The organism is Sphingomonas benefaciens (genome assembly GCF_052907485.1).
The window spans coordinates 258,030-273,218 of sequence record NZ_JBREIC010000003.1; the positions used below are offsets into that span (position 1 = coordinate 258,030).

Annotated in this window: 16 protein-coding genes and 2 tRNA genes; 5 read left to right on the forward strand and 13 right to left on the reverse strand. The window is 68.9% G+C overall.

Features of this window, described 5'->3' with window-relative positions; genetic code table 11:
• Window positions 1-26 precede the first annotated feature (26 nt).
• The 6 genes from ACU5AX_RS12440 to rpsA all read right to left on the reverse strand — a co-directional run bounded on the left by ACU5AX_RS12440 (window position 27) and on the right by rpsA (window position 5,177).
• A complete protein-coding gene (locus tag ACU5AX_RS12440) occupies window positions 27-929 on the reverse strand; it encodes a hydrogen peroxide-inducible genes activator (RefSeq protein ID WP_198355189.1) in 903 nt (300 codons plus the stop codon).
• A gap of 113 nt (window positions 930-1,042) precedes the next feature.
• The gene (locus tag ACU5AX_RS12445; protein ID WP_198355190.1) at window positions 1,043-1,468 is read right to left on the reverse strand and encodes a DUF4112 domain-containing protein; all 426 of its coding nucleotides are present in this window, start codon (window positions 1,466-1,468) and stop codon (window positions 1,043-1,045) included.
• 6 nt (window positions 1,469-1,474) lie between these two features.
• Window positions 1,475-2,842 carry an ABC transporter substrate-binding protein gene (locus ACU5AX_RS12450; RefSeq protein ID WP_446691175.1) on the reverse strand — a complete coding sequence of 456 codons (1,368 nt, stop codon included), beginning with the start codon at window positions 2,840-2,842 and terminating at the stop codon, window positions 1,475-1,477.
• A gap of 53 nt (window positions 2,843-2,895) precedes the next feature.
• Window positions 2,896-2,979: transfer RNA gene (locus tag ACU5AX_RS12455), tRNA-Leu, on the reverse strand.
• Between the two features lie 74 nt (window positions 2,980-3,053).
• Window positions 3,054-3,332: an integration host factor subunit beta gene (ihfB, locus tag ACU5AX_RS12460; protein ID WP_198354507.1), complete on the reverse strand. Its 279-nt coding sequence runs from the start codon at window positions 3,330-3,332 to the stop codon at window positions 3,054-3,056.
• Window positions 3,333-3,467: 135 nt separating this feature from the next.
• On the reverse strand, window positions 3,468-5,177 hold the full coding sequence (gene rpsA / locus ACU5AX_RS12465) for a 30S ribosomal protein S1 (protein WP_198354508.1): 1,710 nt from the start codon (window positions 5,175-5,177) through the stop codon (window positions 3,468-3,470).
• Window positions 5,178-5,465: 288 nt separating this feature from the next.
• Between rpsA and ACU5AX_RS12470 the strand changes: the two genes are divergently transcribed.
• Both ACU5AX_RS12470 and ACU5AX_RS12475 read left to right on the forward strand, forming a co-directional pair.
• Window positions 5,466-5,705: a type II toxin-antitoxin system ParD family antitoxin gene (locus tag ACU5AX_RS12470; protein ID WP_446691176.1), complete on the forward strand. Its 240-nt coding sequence runs from the start codon at window positions 5,466-5,468 to the stop codon at window positions 5,703-5,705.
• Window positions 5,695-5,982, forward strand: a complete 288-nt coding sequence (locus ACU5AX_RS12475) for a type II toxin-antitoxin system RelE/ParE family toxin (protein WP_446691177.1) — start codon at window positions 5,695-5,697, stop codon at window positions 5,980-5,982. The genes ACU5AX_RS12470 and ACU5AX_RS12475 overlap by 11 nt, the downstream gene beginning before the upstream one ends.
• Here the strand turns inward: ACU5AX_RS12475 and cmk are convergent.
• Together cmk and aroA are read right to left on the reverse strand one after the other, a co-directional pair.
• Entirely contained in the window at window positions 5,972-6,601 is a 630-nt protein-coding gene (cmk, locus tag ACU5AX_RS12480) for a (d)CMP kinase (protein ID WP_446691178.1), read from the reverse strand. The genes ACU5AX_RS12475 and cmk overlap by 11 nt on opposite strands.
• Window positions 6,598-7,950 carry a 3-phosphoshikimate 1-carboxyvinyltransferase gene (gene aroA / locus ACU5AX_RS12485; RefSeq protein WP_446691179.1) on the reverse strand — a complete coding sequence of 451 codons (1,353 nt, stop codon included), beginning with the start codon at window positions 7,948-7,950 and terminating at the stop codon, window positions 6,598-6,600. The genes cmk and aroA overlap by 4 nt, the downstream gene beginning before the upstream one ends.
• Window positions 7,951-8,078: 128 nt before the next feature.
• Here aroA and ACU5AX_RS12490 point away from each other — a divergent pair, with 128 nt between their 5' ends.
• Both ACU5AX_RS12490 and ACU5AX_RS12495 read left to right on the forward strand, forming a co-directional pair.
• On the forward strand, window positions 8,079-8,405 hold the full coding sequence (locus ACU5AX_RS12490; RefSeq protein WP_198354513.1) for a TIGR02300 family protein: 327 nt from the start codon (window positions 8,079-8,081) through the stop codon (window positions 8,403-8,405).
• A gap of 127 nt (window positions 8,406-8,532) precedes the next feature.
• Window positions 8,533-8,608: transfer RNA gene (locus tag ACU5AX_RS12495), tRNA-Ala, on the forward strand.
• A gap of 200 nt (window positions 8,609-8,808) precedes the next feature.
• On the opposite strand, the gene ACU5AX_RS12500 is transcribed toward ACU5AX_RS12495, so the two are convergent.
• The 4 genes from ACU5AX_RS12500 to ACU5AX_RS12515 all read right to left on the reverse strand — a co-directional run bounded on the left by ACU5AX_RS12500 (window position 8,809) and on the right by ACU5AX_RS12515 (window position 13,425).
• On the reverse strand, window positions 8,809-11,079 hold the full coding sequence (locus ACU5AX_RS12500) for an MHYT domain-containing protein (protein ID WP_446691180.1): 2,271 nt from the start codon (window positions 11,077-11,079) through the stop codon (window positions 8,809-8,811).
• Window positions 11,080-11,203: 124 nt separating this feature from the next.
• Window positions 11,204-11,794 carry an NADPH-dependent FMN reductase gene (locus ACU5AX_RS12505; RefSeq protein WP_446691181.1) on the reverse strand — a complete coding sequence of 197 codons (591 nt, stop codon included), beginning with the start codon at window positions 11,792-11,794 and terminating at the stop codon, window positions 11,204-11,206.
• Window positions 11,795-11,852: 58 nt separating this feature from the next.
• Window positions 11,853-12,680, reverse strand: coding sequence for an alpha/beta fold hydrolase (locus ACU5AX_RS12510; protein ID WP_446691182.1), 828 nt, complete (start codon window positions 12,678-12,680; stop codon window positions 11,853-11,855).
• A 46-nt stretch (window positions 12,681-12,726) separates the two neighbouring features.
• On the reverse strand, window positions 12,727-13,425 hold the full coding sequence (locus ACU5AX_RS12515) for a pirin family protein (protein ID WP_446691183.1): 699 nt from the start codon (window positions 13,423-13,425) through the stop codon (window positions 12,727-12,729).
• Between the two features lie 108 nt (window positions 13,426-13,533).
• On the opposite strand from ACU5AX_RS12515, the gene ACU5AX_RS12520 reads away from it, so the two are divergent.
• Window positions 13,534-14,451, forward strand: coding sequence for a LysR family transcriptional regulator (locus ACU5AX_RS12520; protein WP_446691184.1), 918 nt, complete (start codon window positions 13,534-13,536; stop codon window positions 14,449-14,451).
• Window positions 14,452-14,455: 4 nt separating this feature from the next.
• Here the strand turns inward: ACU5AX_RS12520 and ACU5AX_RS12525 are convergent, their stop codons facing one another.
• Window positions 14,456-15,163: a FadR/GntR family transcriptional regulator gene (locus ACU5AX_RS12525; protein ID WP_446691185.1), complete on the reverse strand. Its 708-nt coding sequence runs from the start codon at window positions 15,161-15,163 to the stop codon at window positions 14,456-14,458.
• Between the last annotated feature and the right edge of the window lie 26 nt (window positions 15,164-15,189).

The window sequence follows — 15,189 nt, forward strand, 5'->3', positions numbered from 1 at the left end:
CGGTTGCACGCCGATGGGTGTGAGGCTCAGCGGACCTTGGCCAGCGTCTCCGCCAGCAGCTGGAAATCGCGCTCCCGCGGCGAGGCACGGCGCCAGACCAGCGCGATCCGCCGCACCGCATTGTCCGCCGCAAGCGGCCGCGCGATGATGTTGGTGTGATCGAGGATGCCGGCCTCGATCGCCATTTCCGGCAACATCGTCATGCCCAGGCCGTTGTCGACCATCTGCACGATCGTGTGCAGCGAGGTGCCGAGCATCGTCGCCTCGGCGCGCAACTCCGGCCGGTTGCAGGCGGCGAGGGCGTGGTCCTTCAGGCAATGCCCGTCTTCGAGCAGCAACAGCCGGTCCTCGTCGATCGCCGCCGCCGGAATGGACGCGGGATCGTCGGGCAGGTCACCCTGATGATAGGCGACGAACAGCCGGTCGTCGAACAGCGTCTGCGACGCCACCTCGCCACAAGCGAAGGGCAGGGCGAGCAGCACGCAGTCGGTGCGGCCGTTGTGCAGCCCCTCGCACGCCGCGCCGCTCGGCTCCTCGCGCAGGAACAGCTTCAGGTCGGGATAGTCGGCGCGCAACCGCGGCAGGATGCGCGGCAGCATGAAGGGCGCGATGGTCGGGATGACGCTCATCCGCATCTCGCCGGACAGCGGCCGGCCGGCGGCACGCGCCATGTCGCCCAGCTCCTCGGCCTCGCGCAGCACGCGGCGGGCCTTGTCGGCGATCCGTTCGCCGAGCGGCGTGAAGCGCACCACCCGCCGCGTCCGTTCGACCAGCACCACGCCGATCAGCGTTTCCAGCTCGCGCAGCCCCGCCGACAGCGTCGATTGCGTCACATAGCAAGCGTCGGCCGCACGCCCGAAATGGCCATGGTCGCGCAGCGCGACGAGATATTGCAATTGTTTGAGCGTCGGCAGGTAGGTCGCGGCCATGAATTGCCCTTGATGGCGAGAGTGCGCGAATAGACGCGATGGCCCTGCGCCTCAACGTGGATATGCCGGGCGGGCGGCGATGGCCCGCCGCCACGCACCTGTCGGGCCGGGACCTAGGCTTGCAGCGTCACCGTGCCGGGAAAATGCCGGTCGAGGTGCCGCCGGATCAACCGCAGGTTGCGCGTATTCGAGCGGAAGAAGAAATCGGGCACTGCGCCGATCCACGGGATCATGCCCAGCGCCCAGTCGACGCCGACATTGCCGAACATCCGCGCCATCTGCATCTTCGACATGCCGAGGTTGCGCGCTTCCCAGACCAGATACGACCCGAGAATCGCCGCGACGCTGGTGCCGATCACGGGCACGAGGTCGAGCAAGACGTCGAGGCCGACGCGGCGCTGCGTGCCCGGGATGACGAACAGTCCCTCCATCAGGCGCTCCATCGCCTCGATCCGCTTGCGGACCGACGCCGGATCACGCCCGACGGGAAGGGCGCTCAGGACCTGCTGGGGATCGATGCTGCGGACTCGGTCTTGCATGCCCGATCATCTGGTGTCGTCGCGCAGCCGGTTCAACGGGTGCCAGGCGCGGCTGTTCGGCCGCCACTGGCGCAGCCGCATCGCGACCAGCGACCAGCGCAGCGGCCGGGCGAGCGGGATGAAGGCCGCGTCATTGGCCAGCGCGACATCCGCCGCCGCGATCAGCCGCGCCCGCTCGGCCAGCGTCGGCGCGTCGCGTGCGGCGAGGATCGCCGCCTCCGCATCGGGACTACATGGCCGGCACGCCTGGGCCAGATACCAGCGCGCACTGTCATAGGGTGCGACCAGATCGACCAGCCGCAGATCGGCTGCCTCGTCCGGCCCGACCCGGCGGGCCGTGATACCGATCTCGGTCAGCGAGGCGGCGATGCCGGCGTAGAGCAAGGTGCCGCCGGGCCCGGTCGGCACCGCCACGGCGAGCGTCACCGGGCCATCGGCATAAGCGGCGACGCGGGTTCGCCCCGCCTCGCGCCGCTGGTCGAGGGTGAGTAGCGACCAACTCGGAAGGGCCGGCGGCGCGGCCGAATCGAGCTGTTCCGGCAACAGCCGGTCGGCCGTGTCCCAGCCCCCCATCACCGCGGCCGTCGCCGCACCCCGATCGATCGCGCCGCTCAGCGCCGACCGATTGGCCGCATCCGCCAGAAAGCCGGTGCGGCGCTCGATCGACAGTCCGAATAGGCCGGCGGCCGGATCGATGCGGATATTGGCCGGTGCGATGCCGCCGATCCCGACCAGGGGCCAGTCGGTGAAGGTGCCGCCGGCGACCAGATCCGAGTCATGTGCGGCAAAGCGGACGATTGCGCGTGCCGCCCGTTCGCCGATTAGCCGGACATTCTCTTCGGGACCGGGGGTGCGCTGGTCGTCTGGATCGGCCCGGCCGGGATCGAGCGCCGGGCGGAGTAGCGGGCTGGCCGAGCCCCGCGCGATGCGCAGCGGCCCCGTGCCGCCGGCGCGGGCCCGCCACAGCGCGAGTTCGGGCTGGGCGAACACCTTGAGCAGGTCAGGCCGTGGCCGGCGCAGCCGTACCTCGATCACCTGCGGCGTCATCACGACGATCTCATCGACGGCGGTCAGGAAGCGGGCGAGGGGGTTGCGCGATCCGGGGCGCAACTGGCGACGGAGTAGGGCGACGACCTGTTCGGCGGTGACCGTGCTGCCGTCGGCCCATTGCGCAGGGCGGAGGCGGAAGATGTAGCTGGTGCCGTCGTCGATGACGATCCAGCGTTCGGCCAGGCCGGGCTCGATCTGGCCGGTCGCGTCGAACCGCACCAGCCCCTGCGCGGTCGCGTCGAGCAGCAGGCGCGTCGGCGTATCGAGCGAGACCCGCGCCGGGTCCGCGGCGCGCGGTGCCGGGCCGATCGCGCTGACGATCACCGCCCCCGAATCCGGCCGCTGGTTGCAACCCGCCAGCGCGAGCAGCGCGGCGATGGTGCGGACGGCGGGACTCGAACCCGCACTCCATAGGAAGCCGATTTTAAGTCGGCAGCGTCTACCGGTTTCGCCACGTCCGCGCACCCGGCGATCCGAAGCGCAGCCAGCGGCGGGCGTCAACCCGCCGCCGGCAGGAAAACGCGCTGTCGTCCGCTCAGACGTTGAGCCGCGCGCGCATTTCCTTGCCGGGCTTGAAATAGGGGACGCGCTTGGCGTCGACCTCGACCAATTCGCCGGTGCGCGGGTTACGGCCCTGGCGGGCATCGCGGGCGCGGGTCGAGAAGGCGCCGAAGCCGCGCAGCTCGACGCGGCCGTTCGCCGCGAGGCGGCGGATGATTTCCTCGAAAAAGGCGGTGACGATCGCCTCGATGTCCTGTGCGGACAGCGTCGGATTCTCGTCGGACAGTTTCTGGATCAATTCGGATCGGATCATGGCTCTGCTCCCCCCCGGGACTTGGCAAGGGCCGCTTGATACGCATCAATGGCCGCCAAGCATAGGTCCGAAACGGTGGGCTGCCGTCAAAATGAGTAGGGCCGGGACACTTTCGCGTCCCGGCCCCATCATGGCTTACTTCTTGTCGGCCTCGTTGCGCGCCTTCAGCGCCTCGCCGAGGATGTTGCCGAGCGTGGCGCCCGAGTCGGACGAGCCGTACTGGGCGACCGCCTGCTTCTCTTCGGCGATCTGCATCGCCTTGACCGAGAAGGTCGGCTTCTTCGACCGGTCGAAGCCGGTGACCATCGCGTCGAACTTCTGGCCGACCTGGAAACGCTCCGGACGCTGCTCGTCGCGGTCGCGGCCGAGGTCGGTGCGCTTGATGAAGCCGGTCGCGCCATCGTCACCCGCCTGCACCTCGAGGCCCGCGTCGCGGACTTCGAGAACGGTGACGGTGATGACCTGGTTCTTGCCCAGGCGATCGCCCGCGCCCGCCGCGACGGGGCCGCCGCGCTCGAGCTGCTTCATGCCGAGGCTGATGCGCTCCTTCTCCGGATCGATGTCGAGCACCACCGCCTGGACGGTCTCGCCCTTGCGGTGCAGCGCCAGCGCGTCCTCACCCGACACGCCCCAGGCGATGTCGGACATGTGGACCATGCCGTCGACGTCATTGTCCAGGCCGATGAACAGACCGAATTCGGTCGCGTTCTTGACCTCGCCCTCGACGGTCGAGCCGATCGGATGAGCGGCGGCGAACGCTTCCCACGGATTGTTCTGCGCCTGCTTCAGGCCGAGGCTGATGCGACGCTTGTCCTCGTCGACCTCGAGCACGACGACATCGACTTCCTGCGAGGTCGAGACGATCTTGCCCGGATGGACGTTCTTCTTGGTCCATGACATTTCCGACACGTGGACCAGGCCCTCGATGCCGGCTTCCAACTCGACGAACGCACCATATTCGGTGATGTTGGTGACGCGGCCCGACAGCTTGGCGCCGACCGGATACTTGGCGCTTGCGCCATCCCACGGATCCGACTCGAGCTGCTTCATGCCGAGGCTGATGCGCTGCGTGTCCTTGTTGATGCGGATGATCTGCACCTTCACCGTGTCGCCGATGTTGATCATCTCCGACGGGTGGTTGACGCGCTTGTAGCTGAGGTCGGTGACGTGCAGCAGGCCGTCGATGCCGCCCAGGTCGACGAACGCACCGTAGTCGGTGATGTTCTTGACGACGCCGTCGATGATCTGGCCCTCGTGCAGCGACTGGATCAGGCCCGAACGCTGCTCGGCGCGGGTCTCTTCCAGCACCGCGCGGCGGCTGACGACAATGTTGCCGCGCTTGCGGTCCATCTTGAGGATCTGGAACGGCTGCGGGATGTCCATCAGCGGCGTGACGTCGCGCACCGGACGGATGTCGACCTGGCTGCCCGGCAGGAACGCCACGGCGCCCGACAGGTCGACGGTGAAGCCGCCCTTGACGCGGCCGAAGATCACGCCCTCGACGCGGTTGCCCTGGCTGAATTCCAGCTCCAGCTTGTCCCAGGCGGCCTCGCGGCGGGCGCGGTCGCGGCTGAGCATCGCTTCGCCGTGCATGTTCTCGACGCGGTCGACATAGACTTCGACTTCGTCACCGACCTTGAGGTCGGCCTTCTGGCCCGGCGCGGCGAATTCGCGCAGCGGCACGCGGCCTTCGGACTTCAGACCGACGTCGATGACGGCCATGTCGTTTTCGATCGCGGTGACGGTGCCGTGCACCACGCGGCCTTCGAAGCTGTCGGCGCCGCCGAACATGTCATCGAGCATCGCCGCGAAATCGTCGCGGCTCGGAAGGGCTTGGGTAGCCATAAGGTTAGAGTGTCCTGTGGTTATGTGTTTCCGGCCAAGCGGTTGGCTCCGCTGGTCTTGGCTGAAAACGCCGCGGCGACCCCATGCCGGTCGCGGCATCCGGTCGTACGCATGGGCCGCGGGAGGTGGATAATCGCCGATATGCGAAAAGGCGCGAGGGCTGGGCCACACGCGCCGACACCTTCCGCGGACCACAGGTCCGGCGGACCGCGCAGCGGTACACGGGCGGCGCACGAAACGCAAGTTGACAATCCTTGCCATAATGCGAACCATGGCGGCATGGCTACCATGAACATCTCGCTGCCCGACGCCATGAAGGAATGGGTCGAGGCGCAGGCCGAAACCGGCCGCTACGCCAATTCCAGCGACGTCGTCCGCGACCTGATCCGCCGCGAACAGATACGCGCGGAAAAGATCGCCGCGATGCAGGCGATGGTCGACGAGGCGCGGGCCAGCGGCCTTTCCACGCTCACGCCGGATGAGCGGCGTGCGGAGGCGCGCAGGCGGGCCGGCGTCGATGTCTTATAGGATCACGCCGGAAGCCGACGAGGATTATTACGCGATCTATCGCTATGGAGTAGAGCGATTTGGCCGCGCGCAGGCCGAGGCCTATGCCGATCGACTCGACCAGGGCTTCGACTTCGTCGCTGACAACCCGGGAGCCGCGCGACTGCGTCATGAACTTCAGCCACCGGTGCGTGCTTGGCCGGTGGGCGCACATCTCATCGTCTATCAGGTTGAAGCGGACGGCAGCGTCACGATCCTCCGCATCCCCCACGCCCGCAGCGACTGGGTCAACGACTAACCCTGCGCGCGTCCTCGACGATCGCGATCGCCTTCTGCACGCTGGCCTCGATCGACAGGAAGCTGGTGTCCAGCGTCACCGCATCCACCGCCTGAACCAGTGGCGCCGCCGACCGACCGCTATCGCGCGCGTCGCGGGCGCGGATGTCGGCGAGCACCCTGTCGAAGCTGACGCTCGAACCGTGGCTCCGCAATTCCGCATGGCGGCGCTGCGCGCGCACCTGCGGCGTCGCCTTGACGAACAGCTTGGCGGTCGCGTCGGGGGCGATCACTGTGCCGATGTCGCGCCCGTCGAGCACCGCGCCGCCGTCTTGGTGCGCGAACCGTTTCTGCCGCTGCAGCAGCGCCGCGCGCAACAGCGGATGCGCCGAGACGACGGAGGCGAGTTGGCCGATCTCGTCGGTGCGCAGCGCCGGGTCGGCAAGCGTCAGCTCGTCGAAGCCGCAGGCGGCGACCGCATCGGCCTCCTTCTCCGCATCCAGCTCCAGCCGCCGTACCGTCAGCGCCACTGCCCGGTACAGCAGCCCGGTGTCGAGGTGCGGCAGGTTGTAATGCCGCGCCAGCGCCTTGGCGATCGTGCCCTTGCCGCTCGCCGCGGGTCCGTCGACCGCGATGATCATGCCGCGACCCACTGCGGCTGCGCCCCCAACCGGGTCGCGGTATCGACAAAGGCGGGATAGCTGGTCGCGATCGGCGCGGCGTCGTCGATCACGATCGGGCGTGCACTGTTCATGCCGGCGACCGCCATGCTCATCGCGATGCGGTGATCGAGCAGCGAGGCGACGCGCGCCGAGCCGGTGCCGGGCAGCGGGTCGCCGTCACGCCCTTCGATCGACAGCCCGTCCTCATGTTCGGTGACGGCGACGCCGGCGAGACCGAGCGCCGCTGCCATTGCGGCGATGCGGTCCGACTCCTTGACGCGCAATTCGTGCGCGCCGCGTGCCACCGTCGTGCCCCTGGCGAAGGCGGCGGCGACGAACAGGATCGGATATTCGTCGATCATGCTCGGTGCCAGCTCTGCCGGCACCTCGATCGCCGACAACGGCGCGTGGCGGACGCGCAGGTCGGCGACCGCCTCGCCGCCCACGTCACGGGTGTCGACCGCCTCGATCGACGCACCCATCATGCGGAGCGCGGTGACCAGGCCGGTGCGCGTCGGGTTCATCAGCACGTTGCGGATCGTCACGTCCGATCCCGGCACGATCGAGGCGGCGACCATCCAGAAGCCGGCGGAGGAGGGATCGCCCGGCACGTCGATGTCCTGCGGTTTCAGCTCGGCCTCGCCGGTGATCGCGATCAGCCGCCCTTCCGGCGTCTCCTCGACGGTCAGTTCGGCGCCGAAGCCGCGCAGCATCCGCTCGCTGTGGTCGCGGGTCGGCACCGGTTCGATCACCCGCGTGATCCCCGGCGTGTTGAGCCCGGCGAGCAGCACCGCCGACTTCACCTGCGCCGAGGCGACGGGCAACGTATAGGTGATCGGCACCGCCGGGCAGAGCCCGCGCATGGTGAGCGGCAAACGATCCCCCGGACTGGTGGTGAAGTCCGCCCCCATCCGCGCCAGCGGTTCGGTGACCCGCGCCATCGGCCGCTTCGACAGGCTGGCGTCGCCGACGAACGTCGCGGTGATCGGATGGCTGGCGACCAGCCCCATCAGCAGCCGCGTCGAGGTGCCCGAATTGCCCATGTCGAGCGCGGTCTGTGGTTGCAGCAGGCCGCCGACGCCGACGCCGTGCACGGTCCACGTCCCGTTGTCGCCGCGCACGATGTCCGCCCCCAAGGCGCGCATCGCGGCGGCGGTGGCGAGCACGTCCTCGCCCTCCAGCAGCCCGCGGATGCGGCTTTGCCCCACGGCGAGGCCGGCGAACATCAGCGACCGGTGGCTGATCGATTTGTCGCCGGGCACGGTGACGGTGCCGGTCAGCGGGCCGGCGGCGGCGATGGACAATGGGCGGGCAGGGGCATGGGACATGGCTGGCCGCGGGCTTTGACAGTCCCCTTGCGCTATGGCAAGGCGCGCGCCACGTTACGGGCAACGGAACGGACGGGGGGTAACCTCCGGCCGCGACCATCCATTTTTCCGAAAGGCACACTGGCGGCATGATCAAGCCGGAATGGGGTACGAAGCGTACGTGCCCGAAATGCGCCACGCGCTTCTACGATCTCGAAAAGGACGATCCCGTCACCTGCATCAACTGCGGTACGCAGTGGGTGCCGGAGCCGATCCTGAAGTCGAAGCAGCCGCTGCCGTTCGAGCAGGCCAAGCCGGAAGGCAAGGAGGCGGATTCCGATCTGGAAGGCGGCGACGACGATCTGGAGACGCTGGCGGACGACGAGGACGAAGAGCCCTCGGCGGACGATGAGGTCGATCTGGGCGGCGACGACGATCTCGGCGTCGAGACCAGCAACGAAGACGACGAACATTGATCGACGGGGCGGGCGCCGCTGCTGCGGTGCCCGTCCGACGATCTGACGAAAAAAGGTGTGGCAGGGGCGAAAATCACCGCTTGCCATGCCCCGGCGCCCCCGCTAGTGGGGCGCCTCCCGAACGAATGGGGCCGTAGCTCAGCTGGGAGAGCGTCGCAATGGCATTGCGAAGGTCAGGGGTTCGATCCCCCTCGGCTCCACCATTCGTTCGATGAAAGCCCCGCCGATGCGGGGCTTTTTCGTGTCCGGCGGCCAGATCGGACGTGTCCCCCCGGCTGCTGCTCACCACTCCGCCAAAAGCCGGATATGGCGCAGCCTTGTGGGTCCATGGCCTGCTCGCGCCGGACCGTGACGGGGGTGGACAGGCGCGGCGGTATTGCACCGCCTTTCCGGCCTGGCTCGATCAGCCGATAGATCGACGGCGAATGAGTGCGTTGGCTGATCCGACGATCGCCGCGAGCGCATCGGCCAGCGAGGCACGATCGAAAGGCTTGGACAGGATCGGGAAGCGGCCGGCGTCGGCGCCGAGCTCGGCAAAGCCGCTGACGATCAGGATCGGCAGATCGGGTGCCTGCTGACAAATACGGCTGGCAAGCTGCACACCCGTCATCTGCGGCATCAGCTGGTCGGTGATCACGAGGTCGACCGCTGCGTTGTCGGCGAGCGCCGCCAGCGCCGCCTCGCCCGACGCCGCCAGCCGGACGCGATGGCCGAGGTCCTCCAGCATCGCCGCGGTGTTGGCGAGCACCAGCGAATCGTCGTCAACCACCAGCACCTCAAGCGGCGGTACATTCCTGGCATCGTCGCGGACGGGCACGACCGGGGCCGTCCGCACGGGCTTCGTCGCGGGCAGGTACAGGGCGACCGTGGTGCCGCGGCCCGGCGCGCTCCGGATTGCCAAACGGCCGCCCGATTGTTCGGCAAGGCCGTGCACCATCGACAAGCCGAGGCCGGTGCCTTTGCCGACGCCTTTGGTGGTGAAGAACGGGTCGGTGGCCTTGGCCAGCGTTGCAGCGTCCATACCTTCGCCCTGGTCGACCATGGTTAGCCGAACATAGTCGCCGGCCGCGAGGCCGTGCGGATCGTCGGCAGCAACCGTCTCCGCCACCGCGCCGATCGCCAGCATGCCGCCCTCCGGCATCGCGTCGCGCGCGTTCACCGCAAGGTTGAGCAGCGCCAGCTCCAGTTGATGGGCGTCGGCATGGACCGGGGGCAGACCGGCGGGAAACCGCGTCTCCACCTGTACCCTGGGGCCCAGCGAACGCTGCAGCAGGTCGGTCATGCCGCGCACCAGCTCGGCAAGATCGACCGCCTCGGGCTTCAGATCCTGCTTACGGGCAAAGGCAAGCAGCCGCTGGGTCAGCGAGGCGCCGCGCTGGGCACCTTCCATCGCGCTGGCGACCAACCGGGCGAGCCGCGGATCGTCGGGCAGGCGGCGGCGCAACAGGTCGAGGTTGCCCATGATCACCGCGAGCAGATTGTTGAAGTCATGCGCGACGCCGCCGGTCAGCTGGCCGAGCGCCTCGATCTTCTGCGCCTGGCGCAAGGCGTCTTCGGCGCGCTTGCGCTCGGTGACGTCGGTCAGGCCGCCGACGGCATGGAGGAAATTGCGCGCCTCGTCGCACTCGACGCGCATCGCCGATACCACGTCGAGGATTGCGCCGCTGCGGGTGACGACGCGATAGTCGCGCGGGTCGAGCGTGCCGGCCTCGAGCAATTGCGGCCAATCCTGCTCGCGGAATTGATGGGCGGACTCGTCGGTCAGGAAGTCGCTGAACGGGGTACCCACCACCTCGGCGCGTTGGTAGCCGAGCAGCGCCAGCCAGGCATTGGAAACCTGTTCGATCCGTCCGTCGCGATCGAGCGAATGCAGCGGCAGCGGCGTGCCGCGGTAAAGCGCGCGGAAGCGCTCCTCGCTCGCGCGGAGCGCCGCCGCCTCGCGCTGCGCGGCCAGTGCAAAGCGGCGATCGAACATCGCCGCGAGCAGCGACAGGAACAGGATCAGGAAGCTCGCCGCAAGCACGCCGATCGCCAGCGCCGTTTGGCTGGCGCTGGTACCCTGTCCGGCCTGTGGCGTCGCATGCAGGGTGAAGGTCGCCGCGCGCATGCCGGCGAAATGCATGCCCGCCACCGCGATGCCCATCACGATCGCGGCGCCGGCCTTTTCCACCTGTCGGCTGGTGCGGGCCGCCAGCCACAGCGCCACGGTGGCCGCTCCGATCGCGATCAGCACCGACACGGCAATCCACGACGGGTCGTAGCGGATCGATCCCGCCATGCGCATCGCGGCCATGCCGAGATAGTGCATTGTCACCACGCCGAGGCCCATGAACAGCCCGGCGGTGGCGCAGCGCCGGAGCGAGCGCTGGCCGCGCGTCACCACCGAGAACGCCGCCCCGGTCACCAGGATCGGCAGCAGCAGCGACACCAGCGTCAGGCCGACGTCATAGTCGACCGCCATGCCCGGCATCGAGAAGGCGAGCATGGCGACGAAATGCATCGCCCAGATCCCGCCGCCCATCGCCACCGCGGCGGTGCCGAGCCAGACGATACGCATCCAGCCGGCCGAGGCGCGGACGCGGCCTGCCAAGTCGAGCGCGGTGAAGGAGGCGATGATTGCGATGATGATCGACATCGCGACCAGCAGGCTGTCATACTGTCCCGCAGCGGCCATCGATCGCCCCAAAGCCTCCCTGATGCGGCGGTGATCCGCTCGCCGCCGCACGCCGGGCCGAAACGGCCGGTTCATCCGGTAAAGGTGGTATTCGCGGCGCCGTCAATGATCCGGGTCAAAGTTTTCAATAAGGCGGCGGGCGCCGTCCGCGTTGGCTGCGCGCCGCCTCGGTCCACCAGCCAAGATCGTCGGCGAAGCGGGGAAAAGCGCGCTCCAGCGCCGCGCCGCCGTCGCCGGTCGGCTGCGCGTCCGCGTCCAGCGCATGGCCGATGCCGCCGACGGCGAGCGAGCTCGACACCACGACCATGCCCATTTCCGACAGGATGCCGTGCCAGGCGAGGCCGGCGCGCGCGCCGGCGAAGCGGCCGGCGGAATAACTGGCGATCGCGGCGGGCCGCCAATACCATTCCTCCAGGAAATGATCGGTCAGGTTCTTGAGGCCAGGCTGGACGCTCCAATTGTATTCGCCGGCGACGAAGACGAAGGCGTCGGCACGGCGGATCTTGCCGGCCAGTTCCGCCAGCGCGGGCGGCGCCTCGCCGGCGGGATATTCCTTGTACATGCGGTCGAGCATCGGCAGGTCGAGCGCCTTGGCGTCGATCAGCTCGGCCTCGGCGCCGCGCGCGCGGAACTGGCGGACCAGATAGTCGGCAAGGCGGATGCCCTGCCGGTCCGAGCGGTACGAGCCGTAGAAGATCAGGACCGAATCGGGCATCGGGTCAGCTCCGCAAGGGAACGGGCGCGACGGAGAGGCCGCCGCGCCCGAGGGGGGATCAGCCGCGGATGAACGCGAGCAGGTCGGCGTTGATCCGGTCGGCGTGCGTCGTCGGCATGCCGTGTGGCAGGCCGGGATAGCTCTTCAGCGTAGCGCCTTCGACCAGCTCGGCGGACAATTTGCCGGTGGTCGGGAAGGGCACGACCTGGTCGTCTTCGCCGTGCATCACCAGCGTCGGTACGCGGATCGCCTTCAGATCGTCCGTGAAGTCGGTCTCGCTGAACGCCTTGATGCCGCGGACATGGGCGAGGATGCTGCCCATCATGCCCTGCCGCCACCAATTGCGGCGTACGCCCTCCTTCACCTCGGCGCCGTCGCGATTGTAGCCGAAGAAGGGCAGGGTGAAGTCCCAGAAGAATTGCGCGCGATCGGTCGCGGTCTGGTGGCGGACGTCGTCGAACACCGCGATCGGCACGCCGTCGGGATTGGTGGGCGTCTGCACCATGATCGGCGCCACCGCGCTGACCAGCACCGCCTTGGCGACGCGGCCCGGCTTGGCCTGCGCGACGTAGCGCGCCACCTCGCCGCCGCCGGTCGAATGGCCGACGTGGATCGCTTGCCTGTGATCGAGCGCATCGGTCAGCGCGACGACGTCGGCGACATAGCTGTCCATGTCATGCCCATCGGCCGACTGGCTCGACCGGCCGTGGCCGCGCCGGTCATGCGCGACGACGCGATAGCCCTGCTCCAGGAAGAACATCATCTGCGCGTCCCAGTCGTCGGAACTGAGCGGCCAGCCGTGGTGGAAATGGATGACCTGGGCGTCGCGGGGGCCCCAGTCCTTGTAGAAGATCTCGGTGCCGTCGGCGGTGGTGATGAAGGGCATGGTGGGTCTCCGTCGGTCGGGTGGGTACGCGGTACGGAACTGGGGATCAGGCGGCGTCGACCAGGACGATCTCCGCATCCTCGATCGCGGTGACGCGCAGCACGGTCTCGTCGGCGATCGCCGCGCCGTCGCGGGCGGCAATGCGCACGCCGTTGACCTCGACCGCGCCGGTCGCGGGGACCAGATAGGCATGGTGGCCGGCGCCGAGTTCGTATTCCGCGGTTTCGCCCGCCTTGATCGTCGCGCCGAGCACGCGGGCGTCGGTGCGGATCGGCAGCGCGTCGCTGTCGCCCTCCACCCCGCTCGCCAGCGTCACGAACTTGCCCGAGCGCTCGCCGCGCGGGAAGGGCTTGGCGCCCCAGCTCGGCCGGCCGCCGCGCGCCTTGGGCTCGATCCAGATCTGGAAGATGCGGGTGCTGCCCGGCTCCAGATTGTATTCCGAATGGCGCACGCCCGAACCGGCGCTCATCACCTGCACGTCGCCCGCCTCGGTACGGCCGGTGTTGCCCAGGCTGTCCTGATGCGTGATCGCGCCGTCGCGGACATAGGTGATGATCTCCATGTCGGCATGCGGGTGCGGCGGGAAGCCGGTGCCGGCGGCGATCGTGTCGTCGTTCCACACCCGGATCGGGCCCCAGCCCATCCGCTTCGGGTCGTAGTAATTGGCGAACGAGAAATGATGCTTGGCGTCGAGCCAGCCGTGGTTGGCGCCGCCGAGGCTGGCGAAGGGGCGATGGTCGATCATGTCCGGTCTCCGTGGTCAGGAGCAGCGCCGTTCCGCTGCGTTGCCAGCAAGATGCGATCGATGCGCGCTTGACGAAACAGAAAGGATGGCATTGGATCGTTGCCGAAAATGACACGTCGCCTGCCCGATCTCGAAGCCATGGCGATCTTCGCCAAGGTCGCCACGCTCGGCTCCTTTGCCGCCGCCGCGCAGGATCTCGGTCTGTCCAACCCGACCGTATCCAAGGCGATCAGCCGCCTTGAACAGCGGCTCGGCGTCGCCGTGTTCGCGCGCACCTCGCGCCGGCTGTCGCTGACCGACGGCGGCCGCGCCCTGCTCGACCGAGCCGTACGTATTCTGTCGGAAGGCGAGGCGGCGGAGGACGATGCCGCCGAACAGGCGACCAGCCCGCGCGGCCGGGTGCGGATCAGCGCGCCGCTGTCGTTCGGCATCGGCCATATGGCGGCGACTTTGCCCGGCTTCATGGCGCGTTATCCTGACGTCACCCTCGACCTCGCGCTCAGCGACCGTCAGGTCGACCTGATCGCCGACGGCTTCGACCTCGCGCTGCGCATCGGTCGGCTGGAGGATTCATCGCTGATCGCGCGGCGGCTGTGCACCGTGCGCCTGCTGCTCGTCGCCGCGCCCGCCTATCTCGCCGCGCACGGCCGCCCGACCCACCCAGGCGAGCTGCTGCGCCACCGCGTGCTCGGCTATTCGGGCGGCGCCAGCCCCGGCCTCTGGCGCTTCACCCACCCACAGTTCGGCGAGGAGACGGTGCAGCCGCCGGTTCGGCTGTGGAGCGACAATGCCGACCTGCTCACGCCGGCGCTGCTGGCGGGGCAGGGGCTGGCGGTGCAGCCCGAATTCCTGGTCTGGCAGGAATTGCGCGACGGCCGGCTGGAGACGGTCATGGCCGATTGGGCGCCGCCGGTGCTCGGCCTGCACCTGGTCATGCCGCCGTCGCCGCTGCGCCCGCTACGTGTCCAGGCGGTGATCGATCATCTCGCCGCCGCGCTTGCCGACGCACCCTGGGCGCGGCCCTGATCGATCAGCCCTGCAGCGCGATCTCGGTATCGATCTGCGCCTGGCGCAGCAGGTCCAGCGTCGCCTCGCGCGCGCCCGCCGGATCGGCATTGGCGATCGCCTCGAACAGGATGCGGTGCTGCGGCATCGGGTCGCGCGGCTGGCGGCTCGCCTTGTATTTGAAGATCGTCGTCCAGCGCACCGCGGAGGTGATGCTGACCGACAGGCCGACCAGCAATTCGTTGTCGGTCGCCTCCAGGATCGCGGCATGGAACAGCTGGTCCGCCATCTGCCCCTCCGGCGTGGCGAGGCCGTGGGCGGCCATCTGTTCGAGCGCATGGCCCATGCGCGACAATTGCCGTGCATCGCGCCGCGTCGCCGCCATCTCCGCCGCCGCCGGTTCGACGATCATGCGCAGTTCGAACAGCGCCCGCACGAAATCGAGCGGCGGCGAGCCCTCGAACATCCAGGCGAGCAGATCGGGATCGAGCATCGCCCACAGCGCCCGGCCGCGCACCCGCGTCCCCGCCTTGGGACGGCTCTCGACCAGGCCCTTGGCGGCGAGCATCCTCAGCGCCTCGCGCACGACGCTGCGCGACACGCCGTTCTGCTCGGCCAGTTCGACCTCACCGGGCAGCACAGCGCCGGGGGCATAGGCGCCGGTCGCGATGGCAACGCCCAGCCGGTGGGCAAGCAATGTGTGGGCGGGTCGCCGCCGGCTTCGGTCCTGCATTTCGGCGTCTCCCCTGGCCGACGATC